16 protein-coding genes are annotated in these 18,474 nt (G+C 63.8%); 5 read left to right on the forward strand and 11 right to left on the reverse strand.

The genetic code is table 11. From position 1 onward, the window contains the following. Positions 1-2: 2 nt before the first annotated feature. Genes MKI86_RS20680 through MKI86_RS20690 form a run of 3 tightly spaced genes read right to left on the reverse strand, consistent with a single transcriptional unit; the run spans position 3 to position 3,332 of the window. Positions 3-872: a patatin-like phospholipase family protein gene (locus MKI86_RS20680; protein WP_241604859.1), complete on the reverse strand. Its 870-nt coding sequence runs from the start codon at positions 870-872 to the stop codon at positions 3-5. Positions 873-899: 27 nt separating this feature from the next. Next, complete coding sequence (gene rsmD / locus MKI86_RS20685; protein WP_241604860.1) at positions 900-1,460, reverse strand: 16S rRNA (guanine(966)-N(2))-methyltransferase RsmD; 561 nt, start codon at positions 1,458-1,460, stop codon at positions 900-902. A gap of 6 nt (positions 1,461-1,466) precedes the next feature. Beyond that, the gene (locus MKI86_RS20690) at positions 1,467-3,332 is read right to left on the reverse strand and encodes a pseudouridine synthase (protein ID WP_241604861.1); all 1,866 of its coding nucleotides are present in this window, start codon (positions 3,330-3,332) and stop codon (positions 1,467-1,469) included. Between the two features lie 69 nt (positions 3,333-3,401). Here MKI86_RS20690 and MKI86_RS20695 point away from each other — a divergent pair, with 69 nt between their 5' ends. Together MKI86_RS20695 and MKI86_RS20700 are read left to right on the forward strand one after the other, a co-directional pair. Continuing rightward, a complete protein-coding gene (locus tag MKI86_RS20695) occupies positions 3,402-3,845 on the forward strand; it encodes a nucleoside deaminase (protein WP_241604862.1) in 444 nt (147 codons plus the stop codon). 5 nt (positions 3,846-3,850) lie between these two features. Next, positions 3,851-4,153: a hypothetical protein gene (locus tag MKI86_RS20700; protein WP_241604863.1), complete on the forward strand. Its 303-nt coding sequence runs from the start codon at positions 3,851-3,853 to the stop codon at positions 4,151-4,153. Positions 4,154-4,160: 7 nt separating this feature from the next. Here MKI86_RS20700 and MKI86_RS20705 read toward each other — a convergent pair whose 3' ends face one another. From MKI86_RS20705 to MKI86_RS20730, 6 genes are all read right to left on the reverse strand, one after another. Continuing rightward, positions 4,161-4,646 (reverse strand): GNAT family N-acetyltransferase, encoded by a 486-nt coding sequence (locus MKI86_RS20705; protein WP_241604866.1) that lies wholly within the window; start codon positions 4,644-4,646, stop codon positions 4,161-4,163. Positions 4,647-4,650: 4 nt separating this feature from the next. Continuing rightward, positions 4,651-5,265 (reverse strand): hypothetical protein, encoded by a 615-nt coding sequence (locus tag MKI86_RS20710; protein WP_241604868.1) that lies wholly within the window; start codon positions 5,263-5,265, stop codon positions 4,651-4,653. Between the two features lie 176 nt (positions 5,266-5,441). Further along, positions 5,442-8,420: an isoleucine--tRNA ligase gene (gene ileS, locus MKI86_RS20715; RefSeq protein WP_241604870.1), complete on the reverse strand. Its 2,979-nt coding sequence runs from the start codon at positions 8,418-8,420 to the stop codon at positions 5,442-5,444. Between the two features lie 297 nt (positions 8,421-8,717). Continuing rightward, positions 8,718-9,137, reverse strand: a complete 420-nt coding sequence (locus MKI86_RS20720) for a hypothetical protein (protein WP_241604872.1) — start codon at positions 9,135-9,137, stop codon at positions 8,718-8,720. Beyond that, on the reverse strand, positions 9,079-10,059 hold the full coding sequence (locus MKI86_RS20725) for a bifunctional riboflavin kinase/FAD synthetase (protein ID WP_241604874.1): 981 nt from the start codon (positions 10,057-10,059) through the stop codon (positions 9,079-9,081). The genes MKI86_RS20720 and MKI86_RS20725 overlap by 59 nt, the downstream gene beginning before the upstream one ends. 19 nt (positions 10,060-10,078) lie before the next feature. Next, positions 10,079-10,927, reverse strand: coding sequence for a TIGR01459 family HAD-type hydrolase (locus MKI86_RS20730; RefSeq protein WP_241604876.1), 849 nt, complete (start codon positions 10,925-10,927; stop codon positions 10,079-10,081). 318 nt (positions 10,928-11,245) lie between these two features. Between MKI86_RS20730 and groES the strand changes: the two genes are divergently transcribed. From groES to MKI86_RS20745, 3 genes are all read left to right on the forward strand, one after another. Continuing rightward, positions 11,246-11,542 (forward strand): co-chaperone GroES, encoded by a 297-nt coding sequence (gene groES / locus MKI86_RS20735; protein WP_134648963.1) that lies wholly within the window; start codon positions 11,246-11,248, stop codon positions 11,540-11,542. 53 nt (positions 11,543-11,595) lie between these two features. Further along, entirely contained in the window at positions 11,596-13,236 is a 1,641-nt protein-coding gene (groL, locus tag MKI86_RS20740; protein ID WP_241604878.1) for a chaperonin GroEL, read from the forward strand. Positions 13,237-13,725: 489 nt separating this feature from the next. Further along, entirely contained in the window at positions 13,726-14,172 is a 447-nt protein-coding gene (locus MKI86_RS20745; protein WP_241604880.1) for a hypothetical protein, read from the forward strand. A gap of 8 nt (positions 14,173-14,180) precedes the next feature. Here the strand turns inward: MKI86_RS20745 and MKI86_RS20750 are convergent, their stop codons facing one another. Beyond that, a complete protein-coding gene (locus MKI86_RS20750) occupies positions 14,181-16,979 on the reverse strand; it encodes a bifunctional diguanylate cyclase/phosphodiesterase (RefSeq protein WP_241604882.1) in 2,799 nt (932 codons plus the stop codon). Positions 16,980-17,166: 187 nt separating this feature from the next. Beyond that, entirely contained in the window at positions 17,167-18,384 is a 1,218-nt protein-coding gene (locus MKI86_RS20755) for an NAD(P)/FAD-dependent oxidoreductase (RefSeq protein WP_241604884.1), read from the reverse strand. Positions 18,385-18,474 lie beyond the last annotated feature (90 nt).

Below are 18,474 nucleotides of genomic sequence, written 5' to 3' on the forward strand. Positions count from 1 at the left end.
CTTCAGTGCGTACGGGAGAGTTTTTTGTCAAGCGCGCGTCTGAGGACGTCGCGGATACCCTCCGATGCTTTCAGCACCTCCGCTGCCTTGGCGAAATCCAGCACGCGGAAGCGGCCGACGTCCGGCTGAAGGAAAATGTCGGGCGCGCCCTTTTCGAGCTTCAGCGTGACGATGGACCGCATGGTCAGCTGCGTGGCGCCGTAGAGGCTGTCAACGCTGTTCGGCAGTTCGGCCGTGCCGGCCGGCGGCTGGCCGATCACATCGACGCCGATGGTGATATCGGCCCGGCCCGCGAGATGATCGAACGGGATCGGGTTGCACAGGCCGCCGTCCATCATCACCCGGCCGTCGATAACGACAGGACGGAAGACGGCGGGCAAGGCGGCGGATGCGGCAAGCGCGGGAAACAGCGGGCCGCTCTCGCAGACGCATTCGCGCTGGGCGTAATAGTCCGACACGATAATCTTCATCGGGATATCAAGCGCTTCGAAGGTTTCCGGGACACCGTCGGGCAGGAATGCCTTCAGCATGCGTTCCAGATTGAACTGCCCGAACTTGAAACCGCCGGAGACCATCTGCGAAAAGCCGGACGGCCGCAGGCTCCAGAGGCGGTTCATGATCTGGCCGGGTCTGCCGATGGTGGCCAGCGTATGCTCGCGGATCTCACGGCCCGACATGCCGGAAGCCATGGCCGCTCCGATGATCGCGCCGATCGACGCGCCCGAGATCAGCACCGGACGGATGCCGAACTCGTCGAGCACTTCGATGACGTGGATATGGGCAAGTCCGCGCGCGCCGCCGCCGCCAAGCGCGATGGCGACGGTCGGGCCGGCGGGGCGTGGCGTGATCGGGGAAACGAGGGCATCGGTCATCGCTCAGGTCTCCGCGGCCGGCATCGCTCAGCCGGGCCAGTAACGATAGAAGTGCATGCGCGTTTCGCCGAACGTTCTGACTTCGAGAAGCTCGAAACCATCGACGGCGGCGGGTTGAATATCGGCGCGCTCCTCAAGGATCGCAAGGGCGCCGTCGACGAGCCAGCCGCCGCGTGCGGCGGCATCGAGCGCACGCTCGCCAAGACCCTTCGCATAGGGCGGATCGGCGAAGAGGAAATCGAACGGCTCCATCGTGCCGACGCCGCCGAGCGAGGTGGCGTCGCGTCGGAAGATCTTGGCGCGGCCGATCACGCCGAGCGATTCCGTGTTGGCGTGCAGCAGTCCCCTGCCCTCCACGCCCTGCTCGACGAAGAGCACGGCGCGCGCGCCGCGAGACAGCGCCTCGAAGCCGACGGCGCCGGTGCCCGCGAAGAGATCGAGCACGCGCGTTCCGTCAAGCGCCTCGGGATACGCGTGTGAGAGGATGTTGAACAGGCTTTCGCGCGTGCGGTCCGAAGTCGGACGGATATCGTCCGACTTCGGCGTTGCAAGCGAACGACCGCGAAATTCTCCGCCGACGATCCGCACGGCGGCTTACTTGCCCTTGCCGCGCGGCCGACCGCCGCCTGCGGGGCGTCCACCACCGGGTTTGCCGCCGCTCGGCTTTCCGCCAAACGACTTGCCGCCGGGCTTGCCGCCGAAGGGCTTGCCGCCGTCGCGACGCGGCGGACGATCGGAGAACGAGCGTTCACCCTCTGCGCGCGGCTTGCGGTCGCCAAAGGAACGTTCACCCCGGGCCGGACGGTCGCCGAAGGAGCGCTCGCCCTGAGAACGCGGCTTGCGATCACCAAAATCGCGGGGGGCACGATCGTCGCCTGCGCCGGAGCGTGTGCGTCCGAAGCCGCCACGGCCGCCATCGTCACGACCACCGGCCTCCGGCTCGGAGGCGCGGATCCATTCGCCATCCTCGTCGCGCGTCTTCAGGATGCGGGGCTTTTCCACGCGGTCATCACCGGGACGGCCGCGGGCCGGACCCCTGCTGTCGGAACCCTTGCGATCCGGGTCAAACTTCTTGGACGAACGGGTCGGCGCGCCCTCGGCCGTACGGCCGTAGCGCTTGGACTTGGGCGCCCCTTCGGGACGAGCGCGCGGTTCACGCTTCACGCCCTCTTCAGCGCCAGCCGCTTTCTCGGCGACCGGACGGGCGCCGGGCGCCATCCAGACGTTGGACTTGCGGCCGCGGTTTGCGGGTTCGCGCTTCGGCTTGCTTTCGAAACGATCGCCATCGCGATCCCGATCGCGCGGGCCAACGCGCGGCTTGTCGCCAAAACGGTCATCGCGCTTGGTATCCAGCCGGGCGCGGGCCTGCTCACGACGGTCACCATCACGGCGGCCGGCGGGCTTCTCACGGCGCTCCGCCGGACGCTCGCTCCAGGCGGACGCCTCCTCGCGGGGCTTCACCGGCTTCTCATCGGCATCCTCTGCCTTATGATCGAAGAGCGGCGCATCGAAATTCGCCCCGGATTCCTCGATCAGGCGCGGGCCGAGCTGGTCACGCAGCGTGCGGCCACGGATTTCCTGAGCATGGCCTTCCGGCAGCTCGCCGAGCTGGAACGGCCCGTAGGAGATGCGGATCAGCCGGTTGACGTCGAGGCCGAGCGCGCCGAGCACGTTCTTGACTTCGCGGTTCTTGCCTTCGCGCAGGCCGAGCGTCAGCCAGACATTGGAGCCCTGCGCCTTGTCGAGCGTCGCATCGATCGAGCCGTAAAGCACGCCATCGACGGCAATGCCTTCCTTCAGCTTGTCGAGATCGGCCTGTTCGATCTTGCCGTGGGCGCGCACGCGGTAGCGGCGCAGCCAGCCGGTCGTCGGCAGTTCGAGCATGCGGGCGAGACCACCGTCATTGGTGAGCAGCAGCAGGCCTTCGGTGTTGATGTCGAGGCGGCCGATGGACATGACGCGCGGAAGCTCTTCCGGCAGATTGTCGAAGACGGTCGGGCGCCCTTCCGGGTCGGCATTGGTCGTCACGAGGCCGGCAGGCTTGTGGTAGAGCCACAGGCGCGTGCGCTCGATGCCGCGCACCGGCACGCCATCCACCTCGATGCGGTCGGCGAAGCTGGCATTAAGGACCGGGGTCTCCAGCACCTTGCCGTTCACGCTGACGCGGCCTTCCATGATCATGCGCTCGATATCGCGGCGGGAAGCCACGCCTGCACGGGCGAGCAGCTTGGAAATGCGTTCGGGCGCGAGTTCGGCACCGGCCGGCGCGGCGGGTGCCGGCTTGGCGGCACGGGAAGGCTTGCCGTCGCGCGGGGCCGACTTGCCGTCAAAAGGCTTCTTGCCTGCCGGCTTGCCGCCGAAGGATTTCTTGCCCGCGGCCGCCGATGCGGCGCCACGCGGCTTGGTATCGCGGCCCGCGGGCTTCGCGCCCGGCCGTTTTGGCTTGTCTTTGAATGTCATTTGTGTTGCCTGCGTTTTCGCGTGTCGTATCAGGTCAGACGCCCCGGGTTAAGAGGAATTCGTTCCGCTATGACAAATCGCTTCATGGAGATCGCGCTGGTCGAGGCCCGCGCCGCCGGCAAACGCGGTGAAGTGCCCGTCGGCGCCGTGCTCGTCATGGATGGCGCCATCGTGGCTCAGGCGGGCAATCGCACGCGCGCCGACAACGATGTGACCGCCCATGCCGAAGTCGCCGTCATCCGCGAGGCCGCCCGCAAACTCGGCCAGGAGCGGCTGACGGGCGCCGACCTCTATGTGACGCTCGAACCCTGCACATTGTGTGCGGCCGCCATCTCCTTCGCCCGCATCCGCCGCCTCTATTATGGCGCAGAAGACCCGAAGGGCGGCGGCGTCGAAAATGGCGTGCGCTTCTTCGCACAGCCCACCTGCCATCATGCCCCGGAGGTCTATTCCGGCATCAGCGGTCTGGAAGCCGCGGAGATCTTGAAGGACTTCTTTCTGGAAAGGCGCTGAGAACGATGTCACCCGCCACCGCTGCCATTGTCGCAACCGTCATCGTGATGGCCGCCATGTCCTTTCTTGCCGCGCGCCGCATCGCGCCGGGTGCTGAACGACTGACCATGCAGTGGAACCGCGAGGGCAAGCCGAACTGGTCGCTGCCGCGCAACGCCGCACTCGCCTTCACGCCGACGCTGGCAGTCTTGGTGCTCGCCTTTGTCGCCATGAGCGGCGGAATGATCGTGGCGATCCTGCCTCTTTGCGTCGCCTTTGTCGGCGCGCATATGCTTCATCTGGTCCTGCTTGCCCGGCGCGGAGGCTGACCGGGTCTCACCCTTCGGCGAAGCGTTTCAGCCGGTCGCCCGTCAGGCGATAGCGCAGCCATTCCTTCTGCGGCTCGGCGCCGATGGCGTCGTAGACGCGGATGGCCGGCTCGTTCCAGTCGAGCACGCTCCATTCGAAACGGCTGCAATCCTGTTCGATGGCAACGCGCGCAAGGTAGCGCAACAGCATCTTGCCGACACCGGCACCGCGATGGGCGGGCGTCACATAGAGGTCCTCGAGATAGAGGCCGTTCTTCGATTGCCAGGTGGAGTAGGTCTTGAACCAGACGGCGGAACCGGCCGGTTCGCCGTCTGGCGTCTCGCAGATGGCCGCGCAACTCACAGACCCCTCGCCGAACAGAGAGACCGCGACGCTTTCTTCGGTCGCGGCGACTTCGGACAGGGCATTTTCGTAGTCCGCGAGCTCGCGGATGAAGCGCAGGATGACGGCGGCGTCATCGACCGTCGCCGGCCGGATTCGGTAGCCGGTCATGATGTCAGAACGGCCACCACTTGGAACCACTCTGCTTGGCGGCCTTCGCTTCCTTCTTGCGACGACGTTCCTTCTGCTTTTCCGGCTCGCCGAGATCGGCCTGGGCTTCCTCGGGAAGCTTGCGATATTCGGTCGGCGGATCGCTCAGGTAGCGGCGCTGGTCGGAATAGGCACCCATCTGCAGGCGGCGTGCCTCGCGGTAGGCCTGAGTCTGCTGCGCCGTGCCCATCTGCTGGGCATTGGAATTCTGGCTGACAAGCGGCGAACGGTAGCCGGGATTGTTGAGGTTCTCATCGGCCTCGGCGCGAAGGCGCTCGCGCATGTCTTCCGGATTTTCCAGCCATTCGGGGTTTTCCTTGGACGCGACCGACTGCTGCGGATTGGCCAGCGCCGTCTTGTCCTTCGGCACGACAAGGCCGCCGCGCGGCTGATAGCGGACCGTCTTTGCGTCCTTGTTCTCCGGCTGGATCATCACGGCATTGCCGAGGTCGTCGATCAGCTGCTCGCCGGCTGTCTTGTCGGTGCCGTAGGTCGGGCCCATGCAACCGGTCAGAAGGAGGCTGCCGCCGAGAAGGCCGAACAGGCCGGTCCGTACCCGAATATTTCGCGTCATTCCCATGAATACCCTTCCAGCAGAGCCGGTACGCAGAAAACTCATTCCACGGCAAAAGTCCGCCGTGCCATGGCGGAACAATCCGACCATTTTCAGGCAGCATTACCGGATGAGGCGCCGAAGTGCAATTCATGCCGGCAAATCGACGGCCGGAAAGAACCGGCCGTCAACAGAGCGGGCGCTTATGCCGCGCGGCGGAAACCGATTTCGCGCAGCGCCGCCGCATCGCGGGCCGACACATCAGGATATTCCGGGTCGGAACCGACATCCGTCGTAATACGCCAGGAACGGGCGCATTTCTGCCCTTCTGCCAGCTTCGGCTCCACCGAGACCTTGGCGACATCCGCAAGGCGGAAGGCCTCCGCCGGGCCTTCGCCGGTAACGAGCGTGATGGCCGAGGTGATGCAGATTTCCGCGAAATCCTGGCCTTCAAGGGCAGCCAGAAGCTCGGGATCGGCGATGTGGACGACCGGAGCGGCCTCCAGCGAGGCGCCGATGCGCTTCTCGCGACGCTCGATTTCCAGCGCGCCGGTAACGACCGAACGCACAGCACGGATCTTCTCCCACTTGGCCTCGAGCGCATCGTTGCGCCATTCGGCCGGCACGTCCGGGAACTGCTCCAGATGCACCGAGACGGCATCCGGCTTGCGCGAGAGCCAGGCCTCCTCCATCGTGAAGGGCAGCATCGGGGCGAGCCAGGTGACGAGGCAATCGAACAGCTTGCGAATGACTGCAAGTGCGGCCCGGCGCTTCAGCGAGGACGGGGCATCACAGTAGAGCGCATCCTTGCGCACGTCGAAATAGAAGGCCGACAGCTCGACATTCGAGAAATCGATGAGCGCGCGGGTGATCTTCTTGAAATCGAAGGCGTCGTAGCCCGACCGCACGAGCGCATCCAGTTCCGCCAGCCGGTGCAGCATGAGCTTTTCCAGCTCCGGCATGTCGGCATAGGCGATCTCCTCGCCGTTGTCGTGCGCCAGCGTTCCCAGCATCCAGCGCACCGTGTTGCGCAGCTTGCGGTAGGCGTCGATATTGGTCTGGATGATCGTCTTGCCGAGGCGCTGGTCTTCCCAGTAGTCGGTGGTCATGACCCAGAGACGCAGGATATCGGCGCCCGATTCCTTCATCACGTCCTGCGGCGAGACGACGTTGCCCTTCGACTTCGACTGCTTTTCACCCTTCTCGTCCATGGTGAAGCCATGGGTGACGACGGCGTTGTAGGGCGCGCGGCCGCGCGTCGCGCAGCTTTCGAGCAGCGACGAATGGAACCAGCCGCGATGCTGGTCGGAGCCTTCGAGATAGACGTCGGCCGGCCATTTCAGGTCCGGGCGGTCCTCCAGCGTGAAGGTGTGGGTCGAGCCCGAGTCGAACCAGACATCGAGGATGTCCATGACCTGCGTCCAGCCTTCTCCCGCACGATTGCCAAGGAAGCGCTCGCGCGCGCCCTCTGCGAACCAGGCATCGGCGCCTTCCTGTTCGAAGGCCTCGAGGATGCGGGCGTTGACGGCGTCATCGACGAGCACTTCGCCCTGTTCGTCGGCGAAGACGGCAATCGGCACGCCCCAGGCGCGCTGGCGCGACAGAACCCAGTCCGGGCGGCCTTCGATCATGCCGCGCAGGCGGTTCTGGCCGGAGGCCGGCACGAAGCGGGTCTGGTCGATTGCTGCAAGCGAACGCGAGCGAAGCGTCGTGCCGTCGCCGAGTTCCTTGTCCATATAGACAAACCACTGCGGCGTGTTGCGGAAGATGACCGGCTTCTTGGAGCGCCAGGAATGCGGATAGGAGTGCTTCAGGCGGCCGCGGGCGAAGAGGTTGTTCTCAGCGATCAGCGCCTTGATGACGCGGTCGTTGGCGTCGCCCTTCTTGCCGTTGTCATCCATGACGCGCGCACCTTCGAAGCCGGGGGCATCGGCAGTGTAGAAGCCCGCGTCGTCGACGGTGAAGGGGATCTTGGAGGAGATGCCGCGCGCCTCGAGGTTGCGGGCCTCGGCCGTCCAGGCATCAAAGTCCTCGCGGCCGTGGCCGGGTGCCGTGTGCACGAAGCCCGTGCCGGCATCGTCGGTGACATGGTCGCCGTCGAGCAGCGGGACCGGGAAGGTGTAGCCGAGCGGCGCCAGCGGATGGGCGGTCACGATCGCCGAGAGCTCTTCCGGCGCGACATCGCGGAGGAACTTCAGCGTCACCTTGGCCTTGGCGGCGCAATCATCGGCCAGTCGGGTGGCAAAGATCAGCTTCTCGCCCGGCTGCGGGCCGAAATCGTTTGTGGCGCTTTCCACCTCGTAGAGGCCGTAAGGGAAGCGCGACGAGAACGAGATGGCGCGGTTGCCGGGGATCGTCCAGGGCGTGGTCGTCCAGATGACGACAGAGACCTTATCCTCAACCAGCTCCTCAACGTTGTTTATAACCGACGCGATGCCATCTGCAATTCGGTCAGCCTCAACCTCCGAAGCAACGCGAGAATAGCGAGCTGACGTGTCCGCTCCAACCACTGGGAACTTCACCCAGATCGTGTCGCTCTCGACATCGGCATATTCGACTTCGGCTTCGGCCAGCGCGGTGCGCTCGACGACCGACCACATGACGGGCTTGGAGCCGCGATAGAGCTGACCGGACTTGGCGATCTTCAACAGCTCGCCGGCGATGCGGGCTTCGGCATGGAAGGCCATGGTCGTATAGGGATTTTCGAAGTCGCCCTCGATGCCGAGACGCTTGAACTCGTCCGACTGGATCTTGATCCAGCCGCTCGCGAAGTCACGGCATTCCTGGCGGAATTCGTTGACCGGAACCTCGTCCTTGTTCTTGCCCTTCTCGCGGTACTTTTCCTCGATCTTCCATTCGATGGGAAGGCCGTGGCAGTCCCAGCCGGGCACGTAGTTGGCATCGTAGCCGCGCATCTGAAACGAGCGGGTGATGACGTCCTTGAGAATCTTGTTCAGCGCGTGGCCGATATGGATATTGCCGTTGGCATAGGGCGGGCCATCGTGCAGCACGAATTTCTCGCGGCCGGCGGCGGAGGCACGCAGCTTCTTGTAGAGGTTCATCTGCTGCCAGCGGGCCACCGTTTCCGGCTCCTTCTGCGGCAGGCCGGCGCGCATCGGAAAATCCGTCTGCGGCAGGTTGAGGGTGGACGAATAATCGACTTTTTCAGGCGTATCGGTCATGGATATGGCTATCGTCTTTGTTCGCGCGCATCGTGCGCATGCGGAGGGAATATCGGTCAATGCACCGGCAATGACGGCGGGGGCGTTTCACGAACACCCGAAATCCCGGACCTTCCGGCCTCGCTCAGAGCGCGCGGAAGGCCGGGCCACTAATTCGCAGATCGATGGTCAGCCGGTGGAGCATCATGCGCGCGGTCTTACGGGGTTTTCGGCGGTTTGAAAAGACATATCGCAAACCTCTTCATCGCGATCCGGTGCGACGGCCACGCAGGCGTGCTGGTACAAGAATGATGGTCGTCAGCGTTCGTCGTCCCGGCGCTGCGGCGGGCGCTTGCCTTCGGCACTCCAGACGACGAGCCGCGCATCCGGCGCCACCCGCCTGAGCACGACATCCATATGCTCCCGCATCTCGCGGCGGAAGCGCGAGGCGTTGCGCGTGCCACAGACACCGGCGAAGATGGCGCCCGTCGCATCGTTTCTGAAGATTGCGGCCCCGCCGAAGGCTTGGGAAAGTCCTTCGGCCTCAAAAGTGCCGCCACCGCCATAGACGGCAACGACGTGCTGCTGCGGCACTACGCTGACAACGGTGTCGCCGGATGCGGCAAAACCCTGCGAGCGGAAGAGATAGAGGGGGCTGGGCTCGCCACTCTTCCGCGCGTCAGAAACAGAGGCGCTGGTCGATCTCGCCGAGCGGTCGCACGCCTGAAAGAAGCGCACGCGCTTCCTCTTCGTCGCGCTTCATCTGCACGACGAGCGCGTCGAGACCATCGAATTTCAGTTCGTCACGCAGATGGCCGAAGAAGGAGACGGCGGAGATTTCGCCGTAGAGATCGCCGGAAAAATCGAAAAGGAAAGTTTCGAGCAGCGGCGCACCGTTCGACGTGACGGTCGGGCGGCGGCCGAAGCTCGCGACGCCGTCATGCAGACTGCCGTCGGGACGGCGGAAGCGCACGGCATAGATACCGTTGCGCAGTTCCACTTCCGGCGGAAGCGCCATGTTGGCGGTGGGGTAGCCAAGGGTGCGGCCGAGCTTCTTGCCGTCGATGACCTCGGCCTCGACCGTATATCGATAGCCGAGCAGGCCGGCGGCTTCGGTAACCGTGCCCTCGCCGAGCAGAGACCGGATAACGCTGGAGGAGATGACCGAGGCGTTCTCGTCGCGGAAGGCATCGACCAGTGTGACGCCGAAACCGTTGTCCTGTCCGGCCGCCATCAGGAAGGCGGGGCCGCCTTCCCTGCCCTTGCCGAAATGGAAATCGAAGCCGGTGACGACTTCCGAGGCGTGCAGCCATTCGAGGAGGACAGCGCCAATGAAATCATGCGCCGACATTTCCGAGAAGGTGCGGTCGAACGGGTATTCGATGACGGCGGAAAAGCCCATGCCTTCCAGGATACGGGCTTTGAGGGGGGCAGGCGTCAGCCGGAAGACGGGCGTATCCGGCCGGAAGATCGTGCGCGGATGCGGCTCGAAGGTCAGAACCAGAGCGGGGACGCCGCGGCTCTTGGCAATGTCCAGCGCTCTTTGCAGCACGGCCTGATGGCCACGATGCACGCCGTCGAAATTGCCGATCGCGATGACGCCGCCGCGCAGGTGCTCCGGCAGCAGCTGTTTCGTCTCGTTCCTGTGAAATACCGTCATGACGACCGTCTCCGTCCCGTCACTGCAGCCGGGGCATCCACCATTTCGGGTGGGCCTGTTCCTGATCCAGGAAGGCAGCGAGCTTCACCTCGTCGGTGCGGCCGCCTTCGACATAATGCTGGGCGTGGATACCGCCGGATATGTAGAGCACATCTAGGCCATAGGCCTCGGCCCCGCGCACGTCGGTCGGCATGCCGTCGCCGACGGCGATGACGCGCGACAGATCGAAGTCGCCGCGCACGTCGCGCGCCTCGGCGATCGCCTTGTCGTAGATCGGGCGGTGCGGCTTGCCGGCGATCTCCGTCGTGCAGCCGAGTTCCTCATAGACCTTGGCGAGGGCACCGGCGCAGGCGATGAGCCTGTGGCCGCGCTCGACGACGAGGTCCGGGTTGGCGCAAATGAAAGGCAGCTTGCGGGCGGCGAGTGCAGTGAGTTCCTCGCGGTAGTCCTCGACGGTTTCCTTCTCGTCCTCGCGCAGGCCCGCGCAGACGACGATACCGGCTTCGTCCATGCCGACCGGTTCCACGTCGAGACCATCGAGCAGCGGCAGGTCCTTCTCGGCGCCGATGAAATAGACCTTCTCGGGCCCGTTGGCGATCAGCGCCCGGGTGACGTCGCCGGAGGTGACGATGCGGTCATAGGCGTCGTCACCGACGCCCAGCCCACGGATCTGCACCTTCACGCCAGGATGGGGGCGCGGCGAATTGGTGATGAGCACGACGGTCATGCCGGCCGCACGGGCTTCTGCGAGCGCTTCCGATGCATAGGAGAAGGCCTCTACCCCGTTGTGCAACACGCCCCAGACGTCGCAGAGCATCACGTCGTAGTGCGCGGCGATGTCGCGGATGGATTGGATGCGGTGGGACATGGGGGAGTTCCGTATCGAGATCAGGCCCGCGTGACATCGCAAAGCGACGCCAAGAAAACAAGCCTCTCCCTGCAATTTTGGCGCATCCACAGGCAAAGTTGCGAAAATTCACACGACCGCCTTGATGGCGTGGCAGGACGTTCCCATCTGCCGGCCGCGGCAACCGCCAACGGTAAAGAATTTTCCGAAGGCAGTTCTTGACTCGAGAGAAAGCCCCCCTTATCTCGAAGCCGCTAGCACTCTCCAACGATGAGTGCTAACAATAATCCATCGGACCCGCTCTGGGTTCGCAATGTCATTTGATCGAGGGATTAGACAATGGCAAGCACCACCTTCCGCCCGCTTCACGACCGCGTCGTCGTTCGTCGCGTCGAATCCGAAGCCAAGACCAAGGGCGGCATCATCATTCCGGATACCGCCAAGGAAAAGCCGCAGGAAGGCGAAATCGTCGCTGTCGGCACCGGCGCTCGTGACGAGTCCGGCAAGGTTATTCCGCTGGATGTCAAGGCTGGCGACCGCGTCCTGTTCGGCAAGTGGTCGGGCACCGAAGTCAAGCTCGACGGCGAAGACCTTCTGATCATGAAGGAAGCCGACATCATGGGCATCATCGGCTGATCAGCCGGTAACCCGTTCCGCAATTCGCTGATATCTACTCAGGAGTCCTCACAATGGCAGCCAAAGAAGTCAAATTCGGCCGCACCGCGCGCGAAAAGATGCTGCGCGGCGTCGATATCCTCGCAGACGCAGTCAAGGTAACGCTTGGCCCGAAGGGTCGTAACGTCGTCATCGACAAGTCCTTCGGCGCTCCGCGCATCACCAAGGACGGCGTTTCCGTCGCCAAGGAAATCGAACTGGACGACAAGTTCGAGAACATGGGCGCCCAGCTCGTTCGCGAAGTCGCTTCCAAGACCAACGACATCGCCGGCGACGGCACCACGACCGCAACCGTTCTTGCGCAGGCTATCGTTCGCGAAGGCCACAAGGCCGTTGCTGCCGGCATGAACCCGATGGACCTCAAGCGCGGTATCGATCTCGCCGTCACGGAAGTCGTCAAGGATCTCCAGGCCAAGGCCAAGAAGATCAACACCTCGGAAGAAGTTGCCCAGGTCGGCACGATCTCCGCAAACGGCGACAAGCAGGTCGGTCTCGACATTGCTGAAGCCATGCAGAAGGTCGGCAACGAAGGCGTCATCACGGTTGAAGAAGCCAAGACCGCCGAAACCGAACTCGAAGTCGTCGAAGGCATGCAGTTCGACCGCGGCTACCTGTCGCCCTACTTCGTGACCAACCCGGAAAAGATGGTCGCCGATCTCGAAGACGCTTACATTCTCCTCCACGAGAAGAAGCTTTCGAACCTCCAGGCCATGCTCCCGGTTCTCGAAGCTGTCGTCCAGACCGGCAAGCCGCTGGTCATCATCGCTGAAGACGTCGAAGGCGAAGCCCTTGCTACGCTCGTCGTCAACAAGCTGCGTGGCGGCCTCAAGATCGCTGCCGTCAAGGCTCCGGGCTTCGGCGACCGCCGCAAGGCCATGCTGGAAGACATCGCCATCCTGACGGGCGGCACGGTCATCTCCGAAGACCTCGGCATCAAGCTCGAAAACGTAACGCTCGACATGCTCGGCCGTTCGAAGAAGGTTTCGATCTCCAAGGAAAACACGACGATCGTCGACGGTGCCGGCCAGAAGGCTGAAATCGAAGGCCGCGTTGCGCAGATCAAGGCCCAGATCGAAGAAACCACCTCCGACTACGACCGCGAGAAGCTGCAGGAACGTCTTGCCAAGCTCGCTGGCGGCGTTGCCGTCATCCGCGTCGGCGGTTCGACGGAAGTCGAAGTGAAGGAAAAGAAGGACCGCATCGACGACGCCCTCAACGCGACGCGCGCTGCCGTTCAGGAAGGCATCGTACCAGGCGGTGGCGTTGCCCTGCTCCGTTCTTCCACAAAAATCACCGTCAAGGGTGAGAACGCAGACCAGGAAGCCGGCGTCAACATCATCCGCCGCGCCCTCCAGGCTCTGGTTCGCCAGATCGCGGACAACGCAGGTGACGAAGCCTCCATCGTCGTCGGCAAGATCCTCGAGAAGAACGAAGACAACTACGGCTACAACGCCCAGACCGGCGAATACGGCGACCTGATCGCGCTTGGCATCGTCGATCCGGTCAAGGTTGTCCGCACGGCTCTGCAGAACGCAGCTTCGGTTGCCTCGCTGCTGATCACGACGGAAGCCATGATCGCCGAACTGCCGAAGAAGGACGCTCCGGCCGGCATGCCTGGCGGCATGGGCGGCATGGGCGGCATGGACATGATGTGATAGGCGAAAGCCTTCACATCTGAGCCATCCGGTTCAGTTGGGAAAGGGCGGTCTTCGGACCGCCCTTTTTGTTTTGCGGTAACCGGCCTGCAACGTTTCCGGAAGAAGAATTTTTCCAACCGTACAATAATTTTCAAAAAGCCGTTGATGGCGTTGAAAAACCAACTATAAAGACGCCCCAAGTGAGCTTTAAAGATTCACAGGGGGGCCTGAGGCGCTGAAAACCCGGCATCATTGCTGCCGGCAATCCGCCCGCGATCATCCCCACGGTATTTAATGGAACCGCCATGGCCTTGACGGAGAGGCAGCGACGGTCTTCTCCGCGTACATCCGACCCGATATGCACAACCGGAACCGGATGCAGTTCAGTTCATAGAGACGTGTGGCGGCCAGCTTCGGGAGCTCGGCCGGTGCACATTTTTAGCGTGTCATGAGGCGCAAGCGCCCGCGACATGTCGTTCAAATTCGAGCAACTGCCTGAGGTCGTAGGTGTTCAAGATAATCAAGACTGATCTCTCGTCGCCCTTTCTGCCGGGCTCGATGGAATTCGATGAGACGGATAATGAGCTTCTCACCCAATATTGCGTGACGGAGCGCTGGACGGGCGATCTTTCCAACGGTCTCTTCACGCTCGGCGAGAAGGCCACGCTGGCGCATGGCATGACACAGCGCACCTGCGGGCTGCTCAACCTCATCCGGTGCTATGAGCCGCTGGATCGCACGCGCGTGCTGGAGCTTTTCGAGCAGGCGGCCGCCTCCTCGTCTTCCTTCTGCTTTTCCACGACCATTCATCTGGATGGCGCGCCGCGCCAGCCGGTGTTCTGCGTCGGCGAATCGACGGGCCTGGAAGAGAAGTACGCCGGCACGATCATCGGCGTCTTCATCTTCCCCCGTTTCCAGATCGACCTCGCGGGCCGGCGCTTCAAGCGGCAGTAAGCGGCGTCCTACGCCGCTTCACTCGCCTGCCGTGCCGCGCGAATGCGCTCTATCGGCATCGGCCGCCCGAGGAAATAACCTTGCGCTTCGTCGCAGCCCTCGTCGAGCAGGATGTCGAGCTGGTTGCGCGTCTCCACGCCCTCCGCCAGCACCGGAACACGCAGCGTATGGCCCAGCGCCAGGATGGCGCGGATAATCGCCTTGGCCTCCGGGCTCGATTCCACCTCGCTCATGAAACTGCGGTCGAGCTTGATCTTGTCGAAGGGGAAGGCACGCAGCGTTTCCAGCGACGAATAGCCGGTTCCGAAGTCGTCGATGGCAATCGTAACGCCGAATGCCTTGATGCGGCGCAGCGTTTCCAACGCCCGTTCCTTGTCGCCGATGATGGTCGATTCCGTGATCTCCAGCTCCAGTCGGCGCGGGTCCAGGCCCGTTTCCTGCAGCACTCGGTGCACGAGGTCTGCGACATCCGCATTGCCGAGCTGGACCGGCGAGAGATTGACCGCGATCTTGTGCGAACTATCCCAGCTGACGGCCTCGCGGCAGGCTTCGCGCAGCACCCATTCGCCGATCGGCAGGATGGCGCCGCATTCCTCGGCGATCGGAATGAAATCCGACGGCGGGATGGTTCCGCGCACCGGATGGTGCCAACGCAGCAGAACCTCGTAACCGAGCGTCTGACCCGTATCGACGGCTTTCTGCACCTGATAGTGCAGCTCCAGTTCGTTGCGCCCCACAGCCTGCCACAGATCGTTCGCAATCAGGCGACGGCGACGGGCGGCCTCGTCCATCGACACTTCGTAGAAGCATACGGTCTGCGTCAGCGCCTCCTTCGCCCTGTACATGGCAAGGTCGGCGTTGTTCAGCAATGCCCCGACGTTGTCGGCATCCTGCGGGTAGATGGCGATGCCGAAGCTGGCGCCCGGCCGGATATCATAGCCATCGATGTGGATCTCCTCGGCAAGGCAGGTTTCGAGACGCTGGACGAAGCCGGTAAGCTCCGCCATGTCCTCGAAGCGCTTGGAGGCGGCAAACTCGTCGCCGCCGAACCGGGCGATCGTCTCGTCGGCCGCAAGGCAGGCCTGCATACGGCGCGACAGGGTGGCCAGCACTTCGTCTCCCGCGGCATGGCCGCGCGTATCGTTGATCTCCTTGAACTTGTCGAGGTCGATGGCAATGACCGCGACCTTGCCACCGGAGCGGCGGGCGGAAAGCAGGTCGGCCTCGAGCCGGTCGTTGAAGCTCGCGCGGTTGGGCAGCCCCGTCAGACTGTCGTGACGCGCCAGGAAGGAAATCTGCGCCTCCGAACGCAGGCGTTCGGACACATCCTCATAGGTCGCGACCCACGAACCATCCGGCAGGGTGCGGTGATAGAGCTGTACGGACACGCCACTGGAGAATTTCTCGACAATGGCATCGACCTCCCGCGCCTGGATCGCGGCGCGTCGGCGCGCATAGATATCCCGCGCCTTGGCCTGCCGTTCCTCGGGGTCGGAGAGGACGACTGCCACGCCGAGGTCGATGATCTCGCGAAGGGTCATGCCAGGCTTGATGCCACCCTCGGGAAAGCCGAAGATTTCGCTGTAACGCCGGTTGGCCAGCAGAAGTCGCTCCTCCTTGTCGAACAGGCAAAGCCCCTGCGACATGTTCTCCAGCGCCAGATCGAGGTTCTTCGTTACCTCGGCCAGACGATCGGCATCCGCCTTGTCCTGCGTGATGTCCTTGGTGATGTTGGCATAGCCGACAAGGGCACCGCTCGCGTCATGGATCGGGTCCATCACCGTGTTAGCCCAGAAACGGGATCCATCCTTGCGGTGGCACCAGCCCTCGGTCTCGAACTTTCCCTGCTCGCGCGCAATGCGCATGGCGCGCTCCGGCTCGTCCGCCGCACGATCTTCCGCGCCATAAAAGCGCGAGAAGTGCTGGCCGACGATCTCTGCGGCCGCGAAACCCATCTTGCGTTCGGCGCCATCGTTCCAGTTCGCCACCCGGCCTTCTGCGTCGAGCATGTAGATGGCATAATCCTTCACGCCCTGCAGAAGCATGGAGAAGCGGCGTGCGTTCTCGTTCGCGGTCATCTCGGCTTGGCGGGCAAAGACGGCAGCTGTCAGCCCCGCGATGAGCAGCGAGAAGGCAACGGTCGCGATGAGGGGCACCATGACGCTTGTCGACAGCATCGTCTCGCCGCTCACCGGCATCGGACCCGGTTCGATGCGCACGGCGGCCATGGCGGTGAAATGCAGCGACACGACGGCGAGCGCCATCAGGCCGGTGGCAAGCGCGCGATCCCGCGCACGCGGTGCGGGGCGCAGGCAGCAGATTAGCCCCAGCGTGCTGAAGAGGGCGGCGCTCACGACCGAAGCCGCGACATAGGTCTTGTCGAAGAAAAGCGTGCCCGGCAGTTCCACCGCCGACATGCCGATATAGTGCATGGAGGTCACGCCCGCGGCAAGCAGCAGGCCACCCGCCAGAACCGCACTGCGGCCCGAGGCATAGGTCGCCACGCCGAGCCCCGCGGCGGTGACGAATATGGCGACGCCCAGCGAAACAAGCGTCGGCTCCATGAGGAAGCCCATATCCATGCCGGGATCGTAGGCCAGCATGGCGATGAAGTGAGTTGCCCAGATGCCGAAACCGCTGGAAGCGCCGGCCGCACCGAGCCAGAGAACCCGTGCCATTCCACCGCAAACGAGGGCGCGCTGCGTGAGGACAACCGCGGCATAACAGGACAGAAAGCAGATGAGTGCGGCGAGCAGGACGAGACGAAGGTCGTGCTCAACGGTCAGGCAGGTCAGGATATACAGCATGAAGACGGTTACCGGGTGGGGCTATGTGATCGCCAAAAACGCCGTCAATCCTGAAGAATCGATAAATCCTCACGTTACGGAAGCCTGCTGCCGGGTTCCATGTGCCGTCATACTTAACGGATTTCGAAAATATGCAACCAGGTGCGACGGCGACGTGCGCAGCACACAACCACGGGCGCTAATAAGCCTAGAGAGTCAGCGCCTTGAGGTCCGCAGCCGGATCTTCCAGCGTTGCGCGCTCCGGGGTACGCCCCATCTCGATCAGCTTCTTGCCGACGACATAGGCCTTGGCATCGTTGACGGCATCGACCGCGATCAGCCGTCCCTGCCGGAAGTACCAGACGGAAACGCTGCCCTCGCGCTGACCGGGGCGAACGAATGTATCGTCGAAGCCCGCGCAGAAGCCGGCGATCTGGAGCTTCACATCATACTGATCCGACCAGAACCACGGTTTCGGCTGATAGGGCTCGTCGCCGCCGGCGATGACTGCGGCTGCCGCCTCGGCCTGATCGACCGCGTTCTGAACGGATTCCAGCCGCACGCGACTTCCTTCGAAGGGCAGTACGGTGCAGTCGCCCATGGCGAAGATGGCAGGATCGGAGGTACGGGCGTGTTGATCCACCACGATGCCGTTCGCCACCTCCAGGCCGGCCTCGCGCGCGAGCTGGTCGTTCGCCGTCACGCCGATACCGGCGATCACCACATCGACCGGCAGCACGAAGCCGTCGGTCAACTCCGCGCCGGTGACGCGGCCGTTTTCGCCAAGAAGGCGCACCAGGCCGGTCTTCTCCCGCACATCCACACCGCGGGCGTGATGAATAGCCTTGAGGATCGTGGCCGTCGCGGGCGATGCAACGCGGGCAAGGATGCGCTCGGCCATTTCGATCACCGTGACATGCAGCCCCCTGCCCCGCGCGACGGCGGCCGCTTCAAGACCGATATAACCGCCGCCAACGACGAGCGCCCGGCGACCTTCCTGCATTTCCAGACCGAGACGGTCCGCGTCGCGATAGTCGCGCACGGTGAAAACGCCGACCAGATCGCCGCCGATCTCGGCGGGCAGGCGACGCGGCGTGGCGCCGGTGGCGAGCGCGAGAAAAGCGTAATGCAGCGTCGTGCCATCGCTGAGCGCCACTGTCTTGGCTGCACGATCGATCGCCGTCACCTCGGTCGACAGGCGGATTTCGACATTGTTTTCCGGATACCAGGTCTCGGGGCGGAACATGAGGCGCGACAGGTCCGCTTCGCCCAGCAGGTATTTCTTGGAGAGCGGTGGGCGTTGGTAGGGATGGCTGGCCTCGGCCGCGACGATGGTGATCGGCCGCTCGTCCTTCAGCGCACGCAGTTTGGCAACGAGCGCAAAGGCGGCCTGACCGCCGCCCACAACAACCAGTCTTCCCGTCACGATGTTTCCGTCCCGCTCTTGTTTTCCGAGAGGTAGCCCGGCGTACCCGGTGGCGTCAACAGGCGTCACGCCACCGGATTTTCCGTTTGC

Origin of the sequence: Shinella sedimenti, assembly GCF_022601905.1 — a bacterium.
Lineage (GTDB): Bacteria > Pseudomonadota > Alphaproteobacteria > Rhizobiales > Rhizobiaceae > Shinella > Shinella sedimenti.

Coding starts and splice junctions, on each gene's coding strand:
- MKI86_RS20730 (WP_241604876.1), bottom strand. CDS start 10,927: ATGTCCCACCGCATCCAATCCATCCGCGACATCGCCGCGCACTACGAC.
- MKI86_RS20710 (WP_241604868.1), bottom strand. CDS start 5,265: ATGGGAATGACGCGAAATATTCGGGTACGGACCGGCCTGTTCGGCCTT.
- MKI86_RS20690 (WP_241604861.1), bottom strand. CDS start 3,332: ATGACATTCAAAGACAAGCCAAAACGGCCGGGCGCGAAGCCCGCGGGC.
- MKI86_RS20700 (WP_241604863.1), top strand. CDS start 3,851: ATGTCACCCGCCACCGCTGCCATTGTCGCAACCGTCATCGTGATGGCC.
- MKI86_RS20680 (WP_241604859.1), bottom strand. CDS start 872: ATGACCGATGCCCTCGTTTCCCCGATCACGCCACGCCCCGCCGGCCCG.
- MKI86_RS20705 (WP_241604866.1), bottom strand. CDS start 4,646: ATGACCGGCTACCGAATCCGGCCGGCGACGGTCGATGACGCCGCCGTC.
- MKI86_RS20725 (WP_241604874.1), bottom strand. CDS start 10,059: ATGACGGTATTTCACAGGAACGAGACGAAACAGCTGCTGCCGGAGCAC.
- MKI86_RS20750 (WP_241604882.1), bottom strand. CDS start 16,979: ATGCTGTATATCCTGACCTGCCTGACCGTTGAGCACGACCTTCGTCTC.
- groL (WP_241604878.1), top strand. CDS start 11,596: ATGGCAGCCAAAGAAGTCAAATTCGGCCGCACCGCGCGCGAAAAGATG.
- ileS (WP_241604870.1), bottom strand. CDS start 8,420: ATGACCGATACGCCTGAAAAAGTCGATTATTCGTCCACCCTCAACCTG.
- MKI86_RS20695 (WP_241604862.1), top strand. CDS start 3,402: ATGACAAATCGCTTCATGGAGATCGCGCTGGTCGAGGCCCGCGCCGCC.
- groES (WP_134648963.1), top strand. CDS start 11,246: ATGGCAAGCACCACCTTCCGCCCGCTTCACGACCGCGTCGTCGTTCGT.